Here is a 20,780-nt window from a genome sequence, read left to right on the forward strand (position 1 = left end):
TCAGATCAAGTACACACAATAGCTATGAATCGCGAGGGCTTGATGCATGAAGGATAAAGAAACCGCAGGCTGCCACTTCCATTTCGACAACGTATTTGCCAAGGGCCAGTCCACCTACGGGGGAATTGACCTGTACCAGATCGGCGAAATTTGCTGCGAGAGCGGGTACGAGATCGCTCCGCATCTGCAATTTTGTCTGGAGCTGAGCTGTATCGTGTCCGGCAGCGGATATTTTATCATCGACGATAAGCAGGTCCCTGTCCGCGAAGGGGATCTGCTGTTCAACGCCGTCGGCCATATGCACGCGATCCGGACGAATGCGTCCGGACCACTGCGTTTCGTGTACCTGGGCTTTATGTTTAATGAGGAGGCGCACCCGGAATTTGCAGCGATGCATAAGTTCTTCCAGGCCTCCCCCTTCTACCATGCCAGAGATACGTACAATCTGATGATGCCGTTCTTCCGCAATATTGATGAGTTCTACTCACAGAAGCCGCATTCGCGGATCATGATCAAAAACTATCTGGAGGAAATCATCGTGCTGGCCTACCGGACCTTCGCGGAGAAGAACGGCCCCGCCCCCCGCTACGCGCCAGCCAAATCGACGCATTCGGTCGGCTACACGGTGTATTCCGTCATCCGGTATGTGGAGAATCATATCTTCGAGCTGAAGAGTATTCGCGAGATTGCGGAGCAGCTCGGCTACAGCTACACCTATGTGTCCCACACCTTCAAGGACAAGACGGGCATGACCCTGCAACGGTACATCAATCACAAGAAGGTTGAGAAGGCGCTGGAGCTGCTCAAATACGGCAATATCTCGATCACGCAGGTCGCGAACCGGCTGCAGTACGAGACCGTTCAGTCGTTCAGTAAGGCATTCTCACGGATCATGGGCTACCCGCCGTCGCATTACGTGGCCTTGCAGCGGCAGGAAAACGAGCGAAAAGCAGAATAGGGCGCTGAGCGGCGCCCTGCTCTGTTTCTGATGCAATTTTTGCGGCTATTTCTATAGGCTATGTCTTTCACCTATCTGTGCTTCTAATTGGTTTGCTACACTACACTACACTTTAATTTACTCGACTAAATTTTACTATATTTACAATACACTCCATGTACATTTCACTACACTTACATTTCACTACCCTACACTTGCCATTTGCCAGTCCCCTTGGAGCTTCGGCAAGTCTCCTCCCCTTCCACTCCAATTTCCTTCACATCTGCCGTCATTTCCAGACAACCGACCGCTCTTCGGTCTAAACATGGCCTTAGGATAAGGATAGACCTCACCCTCTCGGAGCCCACAGCATGATCGATACGCCGACGATGCAGACAGCTGCCCCCACCCAGTCATACAGGTCAGGCATCTTCTTATCGACGAGCCAGCCCCACAGCACCGCCATGATGATAAAGACGCCGCCGTAGGCCGCGTACACACGGCCGAAGCTCGGAAAGCTTTGCAGCGTAGGCAGCACGCCATAAGCCACCAGCACCAGGCTGCCGACGATGCCGTACCAGTACGGCTTCCCCTCTCTCAGCCATAGCCAGACGAGATAGCCTCCGCCAATCTCAGCGAGTCCTGCCAGTAAAAAAATAACGATCGTTGCGACCATAGTCAACCTCCCGGATCATGTCTAGCCGCTCCTGCAGCCTGCCCCTGATATCAAACTACCTGCGCAACCCATAGTAACGCCTTCTCTAGGATAGACCAACCCTCAGCCGCAAGCAACTGCCGCCGCAAGCCAGCGGAACAGCAAAAAGACCGCCGCCACCAGGTCGAAAACGACCGGGCAGGGCGATCTATTGAGCTTTTTACCACGTTGAGAAGAAAGGGATCAATCCTAGCAGAAGCACCGTCGACGCGAGCACCAGGTAGTCCCGGAGCTGCAGCCGGTAGATCCGGATCGGTGTGCGCCCCTCGTCCCCGGTGTAGCAGCGCGATTCCATCGCCGTCGCCAAATCCTTCGCTCTCAGGATCGAGAGCACGAACAGAGGCAGCAGCATCGGCAGCACGCCGCCGAACCGACTGAGAACACCCTTGCGGTGAAACCCGCCGCCTCGGGCCGTTTGCGCCTTGCGGATCTTATCGAATTCCTCCAGCAGCAGCGGAAGGAACCGCAGCGCGATGGAGAACATCATCACCGCTTCATGAACGGGGACCTTCCACTTTTTCAGCCCGCCAAGCAGCAGTTCGAGTCCCTCAGCCAGGACGACCGGGGAGGTGGTACGAACCACCAGGGACAGCACGAGCACAATCCCCAGGATCTGCTCGCACATCTTGACCCCTCGAATCGCCCCTTCATAAGAGAATTCCATGAAGCCCCACTGGATCAGCGTCTCCCCGGGCGCCGTGAGCAGCGTAGCTTGGTAGATCATCGTAAACACAAAGAATAATACCAGCGAAAGCACCGTGATGGCCAGGATGCGCCAGGATAGCTTGGCTACCCCCCACAGCCCGAACAGCAGCACAACCAGGAAGCTTTTCAGCCCCAAGTGCTGGGTGAGCAGGAGGGCCAGCGTGTACAGCAGTGCCGCCACGATCTTCATCCGGGGGTCCCAGCGCTCCAGCAGGGAATTCTTCTTCTGATAAATTAAATAGCTGGCTACTGAAGCCATGGGCTTTCCCCCTTCGCGGATGGCTGCTTCCGGCCGCACAGCCGGATAAGCTCAGGGACAACCTCCCGCAGATCCCAAGGCCGGTCCAGGGAGACGCCATGCGTCTCCGCCAGCAGCTCCGCCAGCGCCAGGGCCGCAGGCAGCTCCCAGCCCATCGCGCCGAGCAGCGACCGGTCGGACAGCACCTGCCTCGGAGGCCCGTCAGCGATGAAGTCACCCTCCTTGAGCACCAGCACGCGCGACGCATGCTCCAGGATCTCCTCCAGTTGGTGGCTGACCCATAATATCGTCGTACCTTGCTCGGCGTTGAGCCCATGCAGCATCTCGAACAGCGCCGTTCTTGACGGATAATCGAGTCCGGCCGTCGGCTCATCGAGGATGATCAGCTCTGGCTCCAGTACGACGACTCCGGCGATGGCGACCCGCCGCTTCTCGCCTCCGCTGAGCTCGAACGGGCTGCGCGACGCGAACGTCTCGTAGTCCAAGCCAACCGACTCCATTGCGCGCTTCACCTTCGCCTGCTTCTCCTCCGGCGTATACGGGCTTTGCCGCAAGCCGAAGGCGATATCCTCCTCGACCGTCGACGAGAACAGCTGATGCTCCGGGTATTGGAAGATAAACCCGACCCGATCGAACAGCTCGGGGCGCTTGGCGCCGTAAGGGTCCGTATTCTCCAGCAGTATCTGACCGAAGGTCGGCTTCAGGAAGCCCTTGATCAGCTGCATAAACGTAGACTTGCCCGAGCCGGACTTGCCGGCCACGGCCAGCATCTCCCCGCTCGGAATATCGAGCTTCACCTGCTTCAGGATCAGCGTGAGGTCCGCGGGACGCGACTTCCTCCGGCGCCTCTCGTAGGAGAAGGCTACTTCGTTCAGTGATGTATTCATAGCCAACCCCTCAATTCCTGCAGGTCTGCCGACAACGAAACAGGGAAGCCTGCACGGCGCAGAGCGAGGGTTATGCTTCGCTCAAAAGGCAGCTCCAGCCCGCACGAGACCAGGAGTTTTTCGTCCTGCAGCAGCTCCTCCGGCTTGCCGATCCGCCGAACGCGCCCTTCCTGAAAGAGCACCAGGCGGTCCGCCTCCAGTACTTCTTCCAGATGATGCGTAATATAGATCATGGCGAAGGGGTGCGCCTCACGCGCAGCGCGCAGCGTCTCGACGAATTCCTTGCGCGCGATCGGGTCCAGCATCGAGGTCGATTCGTCCAGGATCAGGTACCGCGGTGCAAGCGCCAGCACGGAGGCTAGCGCCAGCTTCTGCTTCTCGCCGCCGGAAAGCTGCGTGACGAGCCGATCCTCGCCCGCATCCAGCTTCACGACATCCAGCGCCCAGCGGATGCGGCTCTGCATCTCGCTTTGCGGCCAGCCGATGTTGGACAGTCCGAAAGCAATGTCCTCGCCTACCGATACGCCGACCTGCTGGTTCTCCGGATTTTGAAAGACGATCTGAACGGAGCGGCGAATGGCCGCGAGACTGGCCGGGTCCGACGTCGAGAGGCCGTCCACCGTAATGCTTCCTTTCGTAGGCTGCTCGATGCCGTTCAGCAGCCGCGTCAGGGAGGATTTGCCCGAGCCGTTGGGTCCAAGAAAAGCCACGAATTCATCCGGCGCGATGTCCAGATCGATATCCCGGAGCGCCCAACGGTCGGAGTCGTTCCCGAAGTAAGAGAACGAAGTATCGCGTATGGATATCATAAGGTCTCACAGCCTTTTCCAAATGGTTTGGTACAAAAGCTCGTAAGCTTGCTGTCCATCACGCCTTACGTATGGACTGGCCCAAAGACGCTTTTCTCGTCCGAAGGATCGAAATGCCCTTCATCCGTATTCGGGATTTGCCAGAAGAAATCGACGCGCACGCCTTCCTCAGCCGATAGAGCCAGGAAGTCCTGGATGAAGACACCGCGGCCCGGATCGCATGAGGGGCTGCCAGAGATGGCAAGCCCGCCGACGATCGTATAGCCGTGATCCTGATAAACCTTGAGCTGCTCGACCACTGGGGCCAGGATCTTACGGTTATGCGCATGAAACTCAGGCGTATCGTACTCTTCTACGGTCATCGGAGGACGCTCGGGTCCTAAAAAGGTAAACTCGGGGCAGGGAAGCTGCACGATGCCATACTCCTGCTCATGGGCCCAGTCGACGGCCGCCTTCATCACGCCGGGACTGCGGGCTTCGCCCGCTACGACCGCGCTCTGGTTCAATACACAATGGGAAGCCACCAAAATTTGTTTACTCCGCTTCATCGTGTATCACCTCAACCTTTGATGGAGCGATCGGGACGCTTCAGCAGCGACTGCGGGATGCCTTTGACCACATAGTAGATCAGCACCGCAGACAGCACCTTGTCGATCAGGTTGTCGAACAATCTAGGCAGGAACGTAGCTGTAAATACGCTGGAGCCGGCTTTCTTCAGCCACAGAACGGCGATATCCTGTGCTCCGCCTGTCAACCCGCCGAATACGGCGACGGCGATTACCGTACCGACCGCCGGGCAGACAACGCCCAGAATCAGGCCGGCAATGACAGAGGAGGATAATGTATAGCGGCGTTTGACGGCGATATAGCCGACGATCAATCCGACCAGCGCGTTAACAACAGCGAATGGAATCGAGGTATAGGATTTCGTCACGCCGAGCACTAAGTTCGTCAGGATGCCGACGAGCATCCCCCAGAAGGGGCCGTACACGACTGCGATAAAAATAGTTCCGATCGTATCCAGGAACAGAAACGGAATTTTCAAACTGCCGATGACGGTTCCGGCAATCACGTTGATAGCGACCGCAAGCGCGCCTAGCGTAATGATCAATGTTTTTTGGTTCATGTGAGAGGACCTCCTAAAGTTTATACAGAGCTATAGGCTTTACGATGAAATGCGGCGTTTAAAAGTAAACGCACAATCCCTCCCTTGTACATAAACGAGATAACATTTTGGCGCCTTACGAATGTCATCTACCGACGAATAAAACCAAGTAAAGTTATTGAATAACTATAGAATCATTGTAGGATCTTTCGGGTAAATGTCAAGAATTTTGTCGAATAAAATTTTCCCACCTGCAAGATAGACGGATGCAGCACACCTTTCATGCAAGATGAAGGAAAGATACGTGTGGAGCTATTACGCCAAATGAAGGCTTGATGCTAACCTTTCTCTCGGCTTCCATAAACAAAAAGCCCGCCGGAACCCCGGCGGGCTGAAAAACAATGGATGGCGACCTATAGTCTTACCGCAAGGCTGCGGGATCGATGCTAGGCACCAGTCCCTCACGGGCAGCCCGGCCGAGCAACGCTTCCACAGCGGCATAGCCGTCTGCTCCCAGATCGGCCGTGAACTCGTTCACGTACAGATCGATATGGGCCTGCGTCACCTCCGGCGACATCTCCTGCGCATGACGCTGCACGTAATCGCGGGACGCCTCAGGATGCGCCCAGGCGTATTCGACGGACTGGCGAATCCAGCCTGCGATCGCCTCCCGGTCGAGTCCCCGGCGCGCGATGATCGCGCCGAGCGGGATCGGCAGCCCGGTGTCGCTTTCCCACCAGCTACCGAGGTCCGTCACCAGCGACAGCCCGTAGGACGGATAAGTGAAGCGCGCCTCATGGATGACAAGGCCTGCATCGATCAAGCCATCGCGCACGGCAGGCATGATCTCATGGAACGGCATGACCACGATCTCGCCGACACCTCCGGGCACGTTCTGAGCCGCCCACAGGCGGAACAGCAGGTAGGCCGTCGAGCGCTCGCTCGGCACCGCTACTCGGCGGCCGGACAGCGCAGCGGCTCCGTCATCGCTGCCCCCGGCGCGCAGCACCAGGGGGCCGCAGCCCCGGCCCAGCGCGCCGCCGCAAGGGATCAGCGCATAGTCGGACAGCACCCATGGGAGGGCGGCGAACGAAATCTTCATCACGTCCAACCCTTCCTCGCTGGTTGCCAGACGGTTCGTGATATCGATATCGGCGAACGTAACATCCAGCTCGGGAGCGCCTGGCACGAGACCGTGCGCCAGCGCATGGAAAACAAACGTGTCATTCGGACACGGAGAGTAAGCTATTTTCATGATAAAACCTCCTTGAGTACGGCTCCGGCTGCTTCCAGAGCCTTCAATGCATCGCCGATCCGCCAAGCGTCCCGGTCGCGCGGGCCGATCGCGTTAGAGATCGCCCTGAGCTCCAGCACGGGCACTCCCTGCTGCTGAGCAGCAATCGCGACGCCGTAGCCCTCCATCGCCTCAGCCAGCGCGCCCGGTACCCGCGCCGCCAGTTCCTCAGCCGTAGCGGCCGTTCCCGTGACGGTGGTCACCGTCAGCACAGGGCCCAAGCGGGCCTCCAGCCCTGCCGCTTGCAGTGCTGCCGTCCAGGCCGAGGCAAGCGACGCCTCGACCTGCACGCGCGAGGAGCCGAAGCCCAGCTCGTCCACCGTGCGGAAGCCATCCGGCGTCTCCGCGCCCAGATCGGCCGCGATAATCTCGCCCGCCACGGCCAGCCCGCCCAGGCCGATATAGCCGGCGAAGCCACCGCCGATGCCGGCGCTGATCACGAGGCCGTATGCCCCCGGGGCTGCGGCCAGCGCGGCAGCTGTGCTAGCAGCGGCTGCCGCTGGGCCGACGCCGGCGGCAAGCACGTCGAACCGGCCGCAGGACTCGCCGGTCCGGGTCAGCCCGCGCAGCACGGCCTCCTTCTCCGCCTCCACCGCGGTCACGATCAGCACGCGTGCACCGCCAAGGTGCGTGAAGCTGCTTTGGGCTTCAGTCTGCCCGGACTGTCCCGCGGCATCTGGAAATGGTATATGCATCGTCGTCATTCTCCTTCGAGTCGAAACCTAATCTATCCTTACTCCGAGTATACCACTTCTCTTTCCGTTGTTGCTAACCTTGTGTGGGCAGGAAAATGCCCGTTCAGGGTCGAAAAAGACAGCTATCCAAGCGCATTTGCAGCTATTTGAGAAAGGAACGATACTGATATGATCCGATTCGGCATTATCGGCACCAACTGGATTACCGAGGCCTTCCTGAAGGCCGCTGCTCTGACGGAGGGCTTCGAGCTGACCTCTGTTTACTCGCGCAGCGAGGACAAGGCCCGCAGCTTTGCGGCGCAGTGGGGAGCCGCTCACAGCTATTCTGATCTCGAGGCCTTCGCCGCCAGCCCGCACCTGGACGCCGTATATATCGCGAGTCCGACCTCGCTGCACGCCGAGCAGGCCATGCTGTGCATGCGCCATGGCAAGCATGTGCTCTGCGAGAAGCCCCTCGCCTCCAACGCACACGAAATTGAAGCCATGGTCGCGACCTCGCAGGCACACGGCGTCTTGCTGATGGAAGCGTTGAAGACGACGCTATTGCCTAACTTCGAAGCCATCCGTGAGAACTTGCCCAGGATCGGGAAGGTGCGCCGCTATGTAGCGAACTACGGCCAGTATTCGTCCCGCTATGACGCCTATAAGCAGGGGACGGTGCTCAATGCGTTCGATCCGGCCTTCTCCAACGGCTCTCTCATGGATTTGGGCGTCTATGGTGTCTATCCGCTGATCACCTTGTTCGGCCCGCCTCAAAAAGTCCTTGCAACGGGTGTACTGCTGGAATCCGGCGTGGATGGGGAAGGCAGCGTGCTGATGACGTATCCGGGCATGGAGGCGGTCGTGATGCATGCGAAGATCACCAACTCTTCGCTGCCCTCGGAAATTCAGGGCGAGGACGGCAGCCTGGTCATCGACAAGATCAGCCAGCCCGGCCGCGTAGAGCTGTATCTCCGCGACGGGTCCCGCGAGGATCTCACCAGGCCGCAGGACGAGCAGACGATGGTGTACGAGCTTCGGGAGTTTCTGGGCATTCTGGAGCGCGGTGAGCGGGAGTCCTCGGTCAATTCTCACCTGCGGTCGCTGCAAACCATGCAGGTCCTGGACGAAGCCCGGCGGCAGATCGGACTGGTGTTTCCGGCTGACCTGAAAGCCGCGGCTGCCTCCTCTTCCGAAGGCACGCGCTAAGCGCGGCCTTCCCCTGTGTCGGCGTCGCGAAGCAGGGAACCGGGCTAAGCCCGGTCCCTAGCCTTCGACGGGCAGAGTAACGAAAGCAATTGGCCGGATCTTCCCATGCCCCTCCTTCTCCTTAGTGAAGAAGCTTCAGCACCTGCAGACTCCGCTGTTTTTACCGTCATCAATCTGCCCTTCCATTTCCAATCCCATTCAAACCTTATCGGTTCGATAAATTAAATGAATTGGTATTCATCCAGGTGATAGAATATGATTATTATCACAGTAAACCATAGATGGAGGAATATCCATGTCATCGAATTTGTACGTACCGGGGTTGGAAGGCATCGTAGCGACGCAAACGGGAATCAGTATGGTGGACGGAGAGAACGGGAGACTGGTCTACCGCGGCTGCTGGGCGAAGGATCTGGTGATCGGACATTCCTTTGAAGAAGCTGCCTATCTGTTGTGGCACGGCCGTCTTCCCGATAGCAAGGAGCTGGTCCAGCTGAAGGAGACGCTGCAGACTCACCGCGTCTTGCCGGTGTCTATCGTGCGGCTGATCGAGGCACTGCCGCCGGACCTTGATGTAATGAGCGCACTCCGTACGATCATATCAGGGATGGGCGGCAACTTTCAGGCTTGGCCCCCTACGATCGATGACGGCATTCGGCTCACGGCCGCGGTCCCTACGATCATTGCGGCCGTCTACCGGAGGAGCAAGGGTCTTCCGGCGGTTACGCCTGACCCTAAGCTCGACACCGTCGCCCATTACCTATACCTGCTCACCGGCACGGCTCCCACCCCGTCCCAGGTGGCGGCGATGAGTGCCTACGGGATCTTGACGATGGAGCACGGGCTGAATGCCTCGACGTTCGCAGCAAGGGTCGTCACCTCGACGGCGTCGGATCTTGCATCCGCGGTATGCGCCGCCATCGGCGCGATGAAGGGCCCGCTTCATGGCGGAGCCCCGAGCGAAGTTCTCTCGATGCTGGACGAGATTGGCACCAAGTCTAAGGCGGAGCCGTGGCTGCGCGAGCGGCTGGAGCGCGGAGAGCGGCTTATGGGCTTCGGCCACCGCGTGTACAAGACGCGCGACCCACGCGCCGAAGCGCTCCGGACCGTGACGGCATCGCTGACGAGCGATGATCCGTGGCTCGACCTCGCCGTGCATGTAGAGAACACGGCCATCCGCCTCCTCGAGGAGTATAAGCCGGGAAGGCGGCTTTATACGAACGTGGAGTTTTTTGCGGCGGCGGTTATGCGTTCGGTATCGATGCCGGCGGAACTGTTCACCCCCACGTTCACGGCGAGCCGCATGGTCGGCTGGACCGCCCACATCGTCGAGCAGGCCGCCAATAACCGGATTTTCCGGCCTCAATCGACGTATACCGGGACTCTCCCCGAGTAAGCTGGCACAGGGTTCGGGCGCGGCAACAGCGCGTCACCGGACCCTTTGTCGTTCAGTCCCGATTGTGTGCCGGATCAGCTCAGCGTACAGCCCTTATTTAACCGAACCGAACCGAACCGCTCCGCTTTGACCGGAACCTCCACCGATTGATTGCGGAAGCCGGCTCAGCCTCTTCATGCCTCATGCCAACCTGTGAAACGGCATACCCTCGACACTCCGCCCACCGCTAGCACGACTTAGTACCCAAGAGCCCCTCTCGCCTATCCCCCTCCCAACCTTTCCCTCGGACGCATCTTATATTATGATGGAAGGTAGTCTGTCGTAAGTATAAAGAGTTTGAAGAAAGAAAGCCGAGGTGCTCGCATTGTATGGCTATCCTACATGAAGGCTACGCCCTGATCCCCATCCTGAACATACTGCTTGCCATCACGGTGATTTTCCTGGAACGGCGCAATGTCGGAGTCACTTGGGCCTGGCTGATGGTGCTCTTCTTCCTGCCCGGGGTCGGGTTCCTTCTCTACCTGATTCTGGGCCAGAACCTGAGCCGCCGCAAAATATACAAGCTCCAAAACGAGCGGGAGCGCCAGATCGTCAATGCCCTGGTCGAGCAGCAGAAGGAAGATTTGCGGCAGGACCGTATTCCTTACCGGGATACGGCTATCATGAATTATCAGGACATGATCTATATGAACCTATCCAGCGCCTACGCCCTGTATACACAGGATAATGAGGTGGTCCTGTATACGGACGGGACCGAGAAATTCGAGGCGCTGCTGGCCGACATCGGCCAGGCCGAGGATCATGTGCATCTGATGTATTTCATTATCCGCCATGACTCGCTCGGGACCCGGCTGATGGAGGCGCTGACCCGCAAGGCACGCGAAGGGGTGATCGTGAGGCTGATGTATGACGCGATCGGCTGCTACTCCCTGCCAAAGAGCTTTTTCCACGAGCTGAGAGAAGCCGGAGGTGAGGTCGCTGCCTTCTTCCCGTCACGCATCCCATATCTGAATCTGAGGGTGAATTACCGCAACCACCGCAAGCTCGCCATCATCGACGGTAAGCTGGGGTATATCGGAGGATTCAACGTAGGTAATGAGTATCTCGGTCTCAGCAAGCGATTCGGCTATTGGCGCGATACTCACCTGAAGCTATCCGGGGGCTCCGTGCTGCATATGCAGGCCCTGTTTTTCTTGGATTGGGCGCTTGCCCACCGGCAGGAGATCGAGCTGGCCCCACGCTATTTCCCGCTGATTCCCAATCCAGGACGGGTGGGCATGCAGATCGTTTCCAGCGGACCGGATTCGGAATGGCAGCAGATCAAGCATGCCTACATCAAGATGATCGTAACGGCAAAGGAATACATCTATATCCAAACGCCTTATTTCATTCCGGATGAAAGTCTGATCACTGCGCTGAAGATGGCTGCTCTCTCTGGGGTAGACGTGAAAATTATGATCCCGATCAAGCCCGATCATAAGCTCGTCTACTGGGCGTCGCTCTCCTACATCGGCGAGCTGCTGCCCTTCGGCGTGCAATGCTACCTATATGAGAAGGGCTTCCTACATGCCAAGACGATCGTTGCTGACGGACGGGTCGCCTCCGTTGGTACTGCCAATGTAGATATCCGCAGCTTCAAGCTGAACTTCGAGGTCAATGCGTTCATCTACGATACGGAAACGGCGGAAAAGCTGAAGCTCGTCTTCGAGGACGATATGAAGCACAGCCGCTGGCTGACGCAGGCCGGGTACCAAAACCGGCCGCTGCTGCATAAATTCCGGGAGCCTTGCGCCCGCCTGCTGTCACCGATTTTCTGAACATTCGCGCAGCAGACAAGAAGTGGGCATCCAGTTCCTCTGTGGCCTCGTCCGATGTTTCCGAATGGTCCCGTCATAACCGTCTTGGCCCCTTCCGCTACCAATAACTGGACCGGAGCCAGACCAATTACCTCTATACTCTCCACAAATACCAATAGGGAGAAGAAGCCGCTTCATGCCGCTTCTTCTCCCTATTTTGCTTTTGCCGGACACTTCCGCACCACGTTCCGCACCGATCATCAACTCGGATGATTTACCGTCTGACCAGCTGTCGGACTGGCAAACTCCGCTTTCCAGCTACTTGGCTATCTGCATGCACAATATCCCGCATCGTAAATAGAATCGACTCCCTCCCCGAGGCGCCGTCATGCCGGCCATGCTCATTCCGATCTCCAATCTGGCTTCGGCCGGTATTTTCAATGGCGAGCTCGTCCCCTCCTTCCCCTTCGTGCATGTCTGGTGGTTCGAGCGGGGTCAGGAGACCCGGGACCGCATGGCGCAGTCCATCAACAGCCATCTCCGGGAAGCGGGCATCGCGGAGTCCGAGGTCGCTTTCTCCACGTTCCATGCGTCCAGCTACTATGACGGCGGCCAGCACTTCGGCTGATGCCCCCGCAGGAAAGACAAGACATTATCAAATCGGGTATACTAGAAGAAGCATCACTTATTCCAACCCAAAGAGGTGATTTCGCGTGTCCCTATCTCAACATGAACTTGCTACGTTCGCCGGAGGCTGCTTCTGGTGCATGGTCACTCCTTTCGAGGAAATGCCCGGCATTGTCAGCATCGTATCCGGCTATACGGGAGGCCATACCGAGAACCCGACTTACCAGGAGGTCTGCTCCGATACAACCGGTCATACAGAGGCGGTTCAGATTACGTTCGACCCTGCTCTGTTCCCTTATGAAGAGCTGGTCGAGCTATACTGGCGGCAGATCGATCCGACCGATGCCGGAGGGCAGTTCTGCGACCGCGGCTCTTCTTACCGCACCGCAATCTTCTATCACACCGATGAACAGCGGGCAATTGCAGAGGCTTCCAAGCAGCGGCTCCAGGAAAGCGGACGCTTCGAGCAGCCGGTCGTGACCCCGATCCTGCCTGCCGAGGTGTTCTATCCGGCCGAAGAATATCATCAGGATTACCATAAGAAAAACCCGCTCCGCTACAAGATGTACCGCCGCGGCTCCGGGCGCGACGATTATCTGAAGCAGCACTGGAACACCGACGAGGAGAAGAGCTCCCTGAAAGACAAGCTTACGCCCATGCAATGGAAGGTTACGCAGGAGAACGGCACCGAGCCTGCTTTCCATAACGAGTACTGGGATAACCATCAGGAAGGCCTCTACGTGGACATCGTATCCGGCGAGCCGCTGTTCAGCTCCAAGGACAAATTCGACTCGGGCTGCGGCTGGCCCAGCTTCACCAAGCCTCTCTCCCAAGGAATAATCGAGGAGAAGCAGGACTACAGCCACTTCATGATCCGCACCGAGGTACGCAGCCGCAAGGCTGATTCCCATCTCGGACATGTCTTCAACGACGGTCCCCGGGAGCTAGGCGGGCTGCGTTACTGCATCAATTCCGCCTCGCTGCGCTTTATTCCGAAGGAAGAGCTGGAGCAGGAAGGCTACGGCCGTTACGCTTCGTGGTTTGAATCCTAATATGCGGAGAAGCCCCCTGACGGCAGGGGGCTTTTTTTGTGGCTTCTGAGCCCTGCCCTTGCTACGGCAAAATTTGGGACAACCTATCTCTAACTCGGATGTTGAAAGGAGACCAGCTGTGTTTATTTATATCTTAGCGATCGTGCTCGCCGTGCTGCTGCTCGCCGTCGTGGCAGCCAGCTTCTACTTCTACCGTCTCGCCATAGCCCGGACCGATAAGAGCTTCCTGTCCGGCAATCCAGACCTCCGCTCCAACGAGGAGACCCCCGTCACCGAAGCGCTGGATTGGCTGGATCAGCAGCCGCTGGAGCAGGTAAGCCTGCGCTCCGACGACGGCCTGCTGCTGCAGGGCTACTACCTGGCGGCACCTGCCCCGAGCAGGCAGACCGTTATCCTGGTTCACGGCTACTCCGGTCATGCCAAGCAGAATGCAGCCTTCGCCAAGTTCTACCGGGAGCAGCTCGGCTTCAGTGTGCTGCTCCCGGACAATCGCGGCCATGGCCGCAGCGAAGGCGGCGTGATCGGCTTCGGCTGGCTGGACCGCAAGGACCAGCTGCGCTGGATCGACTACGTGCTGCAGCGCAGCGGTCCACAGACGGAGCTGCTGCTGCATGGCGTCTCTATGGGCGGAGCCACTGTGCTGATGACCAGCGGGGAGACGCTTCCTACCCAGGCCAAGGCGATCATCTCCGATTGCGCCTACACCTCGGTTCGCGAGCAGCTGGCCTACCAGCTGAAGCGGATATACCGCTTGCCGGCCTTCCCGCTGCTTGGCAGCACCAGCCTCCTCGCCAGGCTGCTGGCTGGGTATTCCTTCGCTGAGGCGTCGGCGGTCAAACAGGTCCGTCAGGCGAAGGTGCCTATTTTATTTATCCACGGGACGGGAGATACCTTTGTTCCGTTCGATATGGTACATACCTTGTATGAAAACTGCTCCAGCGAAAAGGCCCTGTTCATCGTGCCTGAAGCGGGACACGGTCTCTCTTATCGCGTCGATCCGGCCAGCTACCGGCAGGCCGTGCAGCAATTTATAGGCAAGTACATGACATTATGAACAGAACCTCCCCCTAGAAGATAGCAAACCCAAAAATCCATTCCTCCGAAGAGAAATGGATTCGCGTAGGGAATATTCGACCGTGATCGGCCGGATTACCAGAAGCCGTCGAAACCGCCGCCAAAGCCGAAGCCGGGAAATCCTCCGAACCCGAAGCCTCCGGCGAAAGGCGACGTACCGATTGCAAGCAAATCGAAGAGAACGAGCGGAATAATGGCTGAAGTCCGGACCGTTTTCCCTTTGCTGCGGACTGACACGAGCAGCTTGCCGCCGCTGATTTTGACCAACTTGCCATGGACAACAGAACCGTCTTTTTTCACCGCATAGATGGATTTACCAACCAGCTTGGCAACATCTTGCTTGCGGACTGCTTTGTGCATCCATATCCACCTCCAATTGGGATCGTCAGGCCTGCTTCGCATCATGGTGAACAGGCGTTAACGCTATATTGTACGGGGTCTTCATCTCCCCCGCCTGTACGGTCGTCCCCTACCGCTCAAGTTGTGCGGTTGTCCGGCTGCCCTGGATGATCACGCAAAAAGAACGCAAAAAAGGCAGCGAAACCCGCTGCCCCTGCTGCTATGCGCCCGGCTCTGTCCGAGCTGCCGATGCTTATGTTTCCGTACACTTACGTCCGGCGAAGCCGGCCCAGCTCCAACGTAATGGCCTCGATCTCACTGATGCTGAATTGGTTTTTAGCGGCCACCATGCTGTAGATGTCACGCAGATCCTCGTACTGCTCGTCATTCAGCGAGGTCGCTTTCAGGGCTGCCCCCGAAGCCATACGGAGTTTTTTCTTGATCTCCTCAATCATATAATCCGTGTTTTCCAACGTATTGTTCGCCAAATCCATGTAGGAACCTCCCAAGCTTGTATGCATTGACTCCTATTGTACCATGTTTGGACCGGCCGCGCTCCGTGTAGATAGAGAAGAAAGGGCTCTCATGGAAGAAAATCAGCGGGCCGGTATGGTAAGATGCATAGTGAATAGGGAAGTTACCTGGACCGAAAGGAAGGATACCCATGATCCATAAGCTCAGCATCCAAACCCATCACCGCGACGAGATGATCGACATCACACGGCAAGTCCATGATCTGTTAAAACAGGAGCAGCTGGAGGACGGAATCGCTGTTGTGTATTCCCCTCATACGACCGCCGGTATAACAATTCAGGAGAATGCCGATCCGGACGTCAAGCACGATGTGCTGATGCGCCTGGACGAAGTATACCCCTGGGAGCATCCCAAGTACCGTCACGACGAAGGCAACACCGCTTCCCATCTGAAAACGATGACCGTCGGCTCTTCGCAGACGATCCTTATTGCCGGCTCCCGACTGGTTCTTGGGCGCTGGCAAGGCATCTATTTATGTGAATTCGACGGACCGCGGGAACGCACTTTCTTGGTAAAGTTGATCCGCGGATAAGCAGAAAAGCAGACAAGCAGACCAGCGTTTAAGCATTAATACGATGAAGCGAGGGGCTGCAAAGAAGTCTCGGCTGTTGTAGGTTCGGATAAATTATCCTTGCAGCCCCTCGCACAAATATTTGACATGTTGTTCAGCTAGCTTCTTCACATCCTTGAAGCTTTGACTGTAATGAATATTATAAGAGATGAATCCGTGCATGGACATGAACAAGCTCCATGGCAAATTGTACATTTTGTTCTCGCTGTTATCCTGCTTGGCGACGACTGAACGAACGACGGTAGCGAATAAGTCCAGGCACTGGGCCTGCTCGGTCCTGGAGTAGCGCTGCAGCTCCGGGTCCTTGATCATGAACATGATCTCGTAGTGATTCGGATTCTCCAGGCCGAACTTGATGAACTCCAGCATCAGCTTCTCCAGTTGGGCCATATCCCCCAGCCGTGTCCGCCGCAGCATCTCCCGCTGCTGGTTCAACAATTGCCGGAAATCCTCTGTGACCAGCGCGTAAAACAATTCTGCTTTCTCACTGAAGTGATAATACAACGCCCCATGACTGTACCCCATCGCTTTTGCGATGCTTCGCATCGTTAAAGCATGATAGCCGTGTTCGATGAACAACTGGCGCGCCTCACACAAAATACGGTTGCGGCTCAGCTCCTGCTCGACTGCTTTTCTTGCCAAATCTTCTCAACTCCTCTTAGCTAGCCTGATGATTTGTAGAGGTAGTTCGGGAAAGTCCCCGGTCTGCCGCAGGCGCCCCCTTCAGATAACCTTCAACATTCCCGGTGTGAAAACTAACTTTCGAACTAGCCATTGTATGGGAAGGATGCCGGCTCCCTAGACAGGAAGCTCGGCATGCTCTACATAACGACTTTCGCCCTTGTCGATGGCGCCCTGCCCTTGCGTCAGATCCGTCATCCATTCGACGAATGCGTCAGCCTCGGCCTCCAGCGGCCAGCAGAGCAGGGTGACTTTATCTGTAAACTCAGTCTCGCCCATCATCGTGCCTCGGTTTCTCAGCTCATTCTCAACTTTGCCCAGCCACGTATAATCGAGGCCGACCCTGACTTCGCGGTGCAGCACACGGTAAACCTGCTCGGCAGCAGAAAGTCCGGTTACAGCGCCATCCGTATACGCACGGATTAAGCCGCCTGCCCCCAGCATGATGCCTCCGAAGTAGCGGGTAACGACCACGGCTACATTTTTCAGCCCCTGGTTCTTGATGACCTCCAGAATAGGCTTGCCCGCTGTCCCGCTAGGCTCCCCATCATCGGAGGCCTTCTGGATTTCGTCACGCTCCCCGATCATGTAAGCTGAGCAGTTGTGGGTGGCCGACCAGTGCTCCTTCTTGATGCCCTCGATAAAAGCAATGGCTTCTTCTTCATCGCTTACCGGCTTGGCGAAGCCGATGAATCGGGATTTCTTGATCACGATTTCCGCAAAACCGAATTGCTTAACCGTTCGATAGTACAGCAGCATGCAGGCGCCACCCTCCTTTCATACTGAATTAACGCCGTAAAAATTCCCTATTTTTTACATTTGAAAATGATTTTGCAAAAAAAGCGATCATCCCTAAGGATGAACCGCTTCTTTCACCTACAGCTAGCAGACTGGGCTTTACTTGTCCAGTCTAGCCTCCAGCTCGGCTTTTTCCCGCTCGTAGCCGGGCTTGCCCAGCAGAGCAAACATATTTTTCTTATACGCCTCAACACCAGGCTGATCGAACGGATTAACGCCGAGCAGGTATCCACTGATGCCGCATGCCTTTTCAAAGAAATACACCATATATCCGAAGGTGTACGCGCTTGTGTCCGGCAGTGTGACGATCAAGTTCGGTACTCCGCCGTCCGTGTGAGCCAGCATCGTGCCCTGGAATGCTTTTTTGTTGACGAAGTCCATCGTCTTGCCTGCGAGGAAGTTCAGGCCGTCGAGATCCTGCTCATCTTGGCCGATCGTAATATGCTCAGCCACTTCGCGAACCTGAATAACGGTCTCCAGCAGATTCCGGTTGCCTTCCTGGATGAATTGTCCCATGGAGTGCAGATCGGTCGAGAAGTCTACGGAAGCCGGGAAAATCCCCTTGCTGTCCTTGCCTTCGCTCTCGCCGAACAACTGCTTCCACCACTCCGACACATAGTGCAGCGACGGCTCATAGTTCACGAGAATTTCCGTCGTCTTTCCCTTGCGGTAGAGTGCATTGCGGACCGCTGCGTACTGGTACGCCTCGTTCTCCGCAAGATTCGGATTCGAATACACTTCGCGGGCATCTGCCGCGCCGCGCATCATCGCCTCGATGTCGATGCCTGCTGTTGCAATCGGCAGCAAGCCTACTGCAGTAAGAACCGAATAGCGGCCGCCGACATCATCCGGAATGACGAAGGTTTCGTAGCCTTCCTCGTCGGACAGCTTCTTCAGAGCGCCTTTCGCCTGGTCCGTTGTCGCATAGATCCGCTTGCGGGCTTCTTCCTTGCCATACTTCTTCTCCAGCAGCTCGCGGAAAATACGGAAGGCAATCGCAGGCTCGGTCGTCGTACCGGACTTGGAGATGACGTTCACGGAAATATCCTTGCCTTCGAGCAGCTCCAGCAGGTGCGTGACATACGTTGAGCTGATATTTTGTCCGACGAAGTAAATTTCCGGCGTCTTCCGCTTATCCTTCGGCAATTGGTTGTAGAAGCCGTGCGTCAGCATCTCGAGTGCTGCGCGCGCGCCCAGGTATGAGCCGCCGATTCCTACGACGATCAGCGCGTCGGAATTGGACTGAATACGCTTCGCTGCCTCTTGAATGCGGGCGAACTCGGCTTTATCGTAATTGACAGGGAGATCGATCCATCCCAGATAGTCATTGCCTGCGCCGGTACCGTTATGAAGCTGCTCATGAGCGGCAGCTACCGCTGCGGACAAATAGTCCACCTCATGTTTACCTACAAAATCAAGCGCCTTGCTGTAGTCGAACTGAAGCTTGTCTGTCATGCGTCTTCATTCCTCCGATCCGAACCATAGGTTCTCTATGTAAGCTAAACATTCGTGATTCCTTAAACTTAGCATACTTTATCTTGCTTCCGAAACGCAAGAGTACATTCACAGGTTTCCATCAAAATGCTAGAATATACCCAGGAGGGATCGCCATGAAAACGATCGGATTTATCGGGCTAGGGACGATGGGCAAGCCCATGGCCGGGAACCTGTTGAAAAAAGGATACAGCGTTACCGTCTATAATCGTACGGCAGGCAAGGCGGACGAGCTCGTCGCGCTGGGCGCGGCGAGCGCATCCAGTGCCGCAGAGGCTGCCCGAGGCAGCGATGTGGTCATTACGATGCTCAGCAAGGACGACGTCGTGCTGGAGACCGTCTTCGGCGAGCAGGGCATCGCACTAGGCCTGCATCCCGGACAAACGGTGATTGACTGCAGCACCGTGTCTCCCGAAACGAGCCGCAGGCTGTATCAGGAATTCGCTACGCATCTCGTCGACTTCCTCGATGCTCCGGTGACCGGCAGCAAGCCCGCCGCAGAAGGCGGCACGCTCGTCTTCATGGTCGGCGGCCAGGAAGAGACACTCGATGCTCAGCGCGATGTCTTCGAGGCCATGGGCAGTAAAATCGTCTACATGGGCCCGTCAGGCGCCGGCTCCTACACGAAGCTCGCGCATAATACGATGGTCGGCATCAACGCCCTGGCGCTGATGGAGGGCCTCTCGATTGCCGCCAAGGCGGGACTGGCCGCTGACCAGTTCCTTGAGGTCGTGCAGGCCGGCTCCGCCTACAGCAAGCAAGCCGAGCTGAAGGGACCTAAGATCCTGAAGCGGGACTTCAGCAACCAGTTCTCCGTGCAATGGATGCTAAAGGACCTGCTGCTTGCGAGCGAGGCCGCGGAGCAGTTCCACATGCCCGCGCCGATGCTTCATAACGCGACGGATATTTTCCGAATGGCTCAGGAACGGGGACTCGGTGAGCTCGATCTCAGCGCTGTGGTCCAATGCTATGAGGATTGGATGCATCTGCAGATCGGACAAGCCGAGACGCCTCTGCACCCGGGGGAGCCGCAGCTTCTTGCCGAACGCCGCCGCAATACCCGCCTGCAGATGAATATTGGGCTGCACCTGTCCGTGTATCAATGGGAGCAGGAGGGCTCCTTCTCCGGCCAGCTGATCGAGGGAACGCTCGTCGACCTGTCGGAGAGCGGCATGCGTATCCTGAGCAGCTTCCCGCTGGCCAAGGATATGTTCATTGTGATCCACTTCCCTCAAGAAGCCGGACTGCCGCCTGTGACGGCTCGCATCATCCGGATCGACCCGGATCACGGACAATTCCTCTACGGATGCTTGCTGTCCGGACTGCCGCCGCATGTCCGCCTGAAGATCGAGGAATACATCCGTATCAAGTCGGAGTAAGATACTGCTGCAAGCAGTTCCTGCCCTGCCTACGATACGACAAACCCCGCCCGTGCTCTCCGTCGTCAACGACGAAGAGCACGGGCGGGGTTTTGCTTGTCCAACTGACAAAGAACCGCTTATTCTTGAATATACGAGCAGATGTAATCCGTAGCCGAACGAACGTCCAGCTTGAACTTCTCGCCCTTAGGCACCGTAAACTCCCCGGTTCCATTGATCTCCAGCCACTCACTGGCACCCGGCAGCAGCACCTTCAGCTCGCCGGCTTGAATCTCCATGATTTCCTTCGTATCGGTGCCGAATTCATACTCGCCCGGCAGCATGATGCCGAGCGTCTTTTTCGTGCCGTCGGCGAAGACAACCGTGCGGCTCGTCACTTTTCCTTCAAAATAAATGTTAGCCTTCGTTAGGACGGTAACTTGTTCGAATTGGGACATGGCTTGTT

The 20,780-nt window shown here is 57.0% G+C and carries 23 protein-coding genes; 9 read left to right on the top strand and 14 right to left on the bottom strand.

Annotated elements, in window-relative coordinates; genetic code table 11:
• Positions 1-46 precede the first annotated feature (46 nt).
• Positions 47-958, top strand: a complete 912-nt coding sequence (locus WMW72_RS24250) for a helix-turn-helix domain-containing protein (protein WP_341418162.1) — start codon at positions 47-49, stop codon at positions 956-958.
• Positions 959-1,286: 328 nt separating this feature from the next.
• On the opposite strand, the gene WMW72_RS24255 is transcribed toward WMW72_RS24250, so the two are convergent.
• From WMW72_RS24255 to WMW72_RS24290, 8 genes are all read right to left on the bottom strand, one after another.
• Positions 1,287-1,613: a YnfA family protein gene (locus WMW72_RS24255; RefSeq protein WP_341418163.1), complete on the bottom strand. Its 327-nt coding sequence runs from the start codon at positions 1,611-1,613 to the stop codon at positions 1,287-1,289.
• Between the two features lie 199 nt (positions 1,614-1,812).
• On the bottom strand, positions 1,813-2,616 hold the full coding sequence (locus WMW72_RS24260) for an energy-coupling factor transporter transmembrane component T family protein (RefSeq protein ID WP_341418164.1): 804 nt from the start codon (positions 2,614-2,616) through the stop codon (positions 1,813-1,815).
• On the bottom strand, positions 2,604-3,503 hold the full coding sequence (locus tag WMW72_RS24265; RefSeq protein WP_341418165.1) for an energy-coupling factor ABC transporter ATP-binding protein: 900 nt from the start codon (positions 3,501-3,503) through the stop codon (positions 2,604-2,606). The genes WMW72_RS24260 and WMW72_RS24265 overlap by 13 nt, the downstream gene beginning before the upstream one ends.
• Positions 3,500-4,312 carry an ATP-binding cassette domain-containing protein gene (locus tag WMW72_RS24270; RefSeq protein ID WP_341418166.1) on the bottom strand — a complete coding sequence of 271 codons (813 nt, stop codon included), beginning with the start codon at positions 4,310-4,312 and terminating at the stop codon, positions 3,500-3,502. Before WMW72_RS24270 ends, WMW72_RS24265 begins: the two co-directional genes overlap by 4 nt.
• 65 nt (positions 4,313-4,377) lie before the next feature.
• On the bottom strand, positions 4,378-4,860 hold the full coding sequence (locus WMW72_RS24275) for a CD3072 family TudS-related putative desulfidase (protein WP_341418167.1): 483 nt from the start codon (positions 4,858-4,860) through the stop codon (positions 4,378-4,380).
• A gap of 11 nt (positions 4,861-4,871) precedes the next feature.
• Positions 4,872-5,438, bottom strand: coding sequence for a CD3073 family putative ECF transporter S component (locus WMW72_RS24280; protein WP_341418168.1), 567 nt, complete (start codon positions 5,436-5,438; stop codon positions 4,872-4,874).
• A 400-nt stretch (positions 5,439-5,838) separates the two neighbouring features.
• A complete protein-coding gene (locus WMW72_RS24285; protein WP_341418169.1) occupies positions 5,839-6,672 on the bottom strand; it encodes a 1,4-dihydroxy-6-naphtoate synthase in 834 nt (277 codons plus the stop codon).
• A complete protein-coding gene (locus WMW72_RS24290; RefSeq protein ID WP_341418170.1) occupies positions 6,669-7,406 on the bottom strand; it encodes a futalosine hydrolase in 738 nt (245 codons plus the stop codon). The genes WMW72_RS24285 and WMW72_RS24290 overlap by 4 nt, the downstream gene beginning before the upstream one ends.
• A 168-nt stretch (positions 7,407-7,574) precedes the next feature.
• On the opposite strand from WMW72_RS24290, the gene WMW72_RS24295 reads away from it, so the two are divergent.
• From WMW72_RS24295 to WMW72_RS24320, 6 genes are all read left to right on the top strand, one after another.
• Entirely contained in the window at positions 7,575-8,594 is a 1,020-nt protein-coding gene (locus WMW72_RS24295) for a Gfo/Idh/MocA family protein (RefSeq protein ID WP_341418171.1), read from the top strand.
• Between the two features lie 295 nt (positions 8,595-8,889).
• Positions 8,890-9,990, top strand: a complete 1,101-nt coding sequence (locus WMW72_RS24300; RefSeq protein ID WP_341418172.1) for a citrate synthase/methylcitrate synthase — start codon at positions 8,890-8,892, stop codon at positions 9,988-9,990.
• A gap of 368 nt (positions 9,991-10,358) precedes the next feature.
• Complete coding sequence (gene cls, locus WMW72_RS24305; RefSeq protein WP_341418173.1) at positions 10,359-11,807, top strand: cardiolipin synthase; 1,449 nt, start codon at positions 10,359-10,361, stop codon at positions 11,805-11,807.
• A gap of 367 nt (positions 11,808-12,174) precedes the next feature.
• Positions 12,175-12,414: a DUF1904 family protein gene (locus tag WMW72_RS24310; RefSeq protein ID WP_341418174.1), complete on the top strand. Its 240-nt coding sequence runs from the start codon at positions 12,175-12,177 to the stop codon at positions 12,412-12,414.
• Between the two features lie 85 nt (positions 12,415-12,499).
• The gene (msrA, locus tag WMW72_RS24315; RefSeq protein ID WP_341418175.1) at positions 12,500-13,465 is read left to right on the top strand and encodes a peptide-methionine (S)-S-oxide reductase MsrA; all 966 of its coding nucleotides are present in this window, start codon (positions 12,500-12,502) and stop codon (positions 13,463-13,465) included.
• A gap of 118 nt (positions 13,466-13,583) precedes the next feature.
• On the top strand, positions 13,584-14,519 hold the full coding sequence (locus WMW72_RS24320; protein ID WP_341418176.1) for an alpha/beta hydrolase: 936 nt from the start codon (positions 13,584-13,586) through the stop codon (positions 14,517-14,519).
• Between the two features lie 95 nt (positions 14,520-14,614).
• On the opposite strand, the gene WMW72_RS24325 is transcribed toward WMW72_RS24320, so the two are convergent.
• Positions 14,615-14,899, bottom strand: a complete 285-nt coding sequence (locus WMW72_RS24325; RefSeq protein WP_341418177.1) for a hypothetical protein — start codon at positions 14,897-14,899, stop codon at positions 14,615-14,617.
• Between the two features lie 248 nt (positions 14,900-15,147).
• The gene (locus WMW72_RS24330; RefSeq protein ID WP_341418178.1) at positions 15,148-15,372 is read right to left on the bottom strand and encodes a DUF1128 domain-containing protein; all 225 of its coding nucleotides are present in this window, start codon (positions 15,370-15,372) and stop codon (positions 15,148-15,150) included.
• 170 nt (positions 15,373-15,542) lie between these two features.
• Between WMW72_RS24330 and WMW72_RS24335 the strand changes: the two genes are divergently transcribed.
• On the top strand, positions 15,543-15,944 hold the full coding sequence (locus tag WMW72_RS24335; RefSeq protein ID WP_341418179.1) for a secondary thiamine-phosphate synthase enzyme YjbQ: 402 nt from the start codon (positions 15,543-15,545) through the stop codon (positions 15,942-15,944).
• A gap of 93 nt (positions 15,945-16,037) precedes the next feature.
• Here the strand turns inward: WMW72_RS24335 and WMW72_RS24340 are convergent, their stop codons facing one another.
• The 3 genes from WMW72_RS24340 to WMW72_RS24350 form a co-directional block, all read right to left on the bottom strand.
• Positions 16,038-16,625 carry a TetR/AcrR family transcriptional regulator gene (locus tag WMW72_RS24340; protein WP_341418180.1) on the bottom strand — a complete coding sequence of 196 codons (588 nt, stop codon included), beginning with the start codon at positions 16,623-16,625 and terminating at the stop codon, positions 16,038-16,040.
• Between the two features lie 156 nt (positions 16,626-16,781).
• Positions 16,782-17,423: a YigZ family protein gene (locus tag WMW72_RS24345; protein ID WP_341418181.1), complete on the bottom strand. Its 642-nt coding sequence runs from the start codon at positions 17,421-17,423 to the stop codon at positions 16,782-16,784.
• Between the two features lie 138 nt (positions 17,424-17,561).
• Positions 17,562-18,917, bottom strand: a complete 1,356-nt coding sequence (locus WMW72_RS24350; protein WP_341418182.1) for a glucose-6-phosphate isomerase — start codon at positions 18,915-18,917, stop codon at positions 17,562-17,564.
• Between the two features lie 83 nt (positions 18,918-19,000).
• On the opposite strand from WMW72_RS24350, the gene WMW72_RS24355 reads away from it, so the two are divergent.
• Positions 19,001-20,335: an NAD(P)-binding domain-containing protein gene (locus WMW72_RS24355; RefSeq protein WP_341418183.1), complete on the top strand. Its 1,335-nt coding sequence runs from the start codon at positions 19,001-19,003 to the stop codon at positions 20,333-20,335.
• A gap of 119 nt (positions 20,336-20,454) precedes the next feature.
• On the opposite strand, the gene ppnP is transcribed toward WMW72_RS24355, so the two are convergent.
• Positions 20,455-20,772: a pyrimidine/purine nucleoside phosphorylase gene (gene ppnP / locus WMW72_RS24360; protein WP_341418184.1), complete on the bottom strand. Its 318-nt coding sequence runs from the start codon at positions 20,770-20,772 to the stop codon at positions 20,455-20,457.
• Positions 20,773-20,780 lie beyond the last annotated feature (8 nt).

It is taken from the genome of Paenibacillus filicis (assembly GCF_038070315.1).
GTDB classification, from domain to species: domain Bacteria; phylum Bacillota; class Bacilli; order Paenibacillales; family NBRC-103111; genus Paenibacillus_G; species Paenibacillus_G filicis.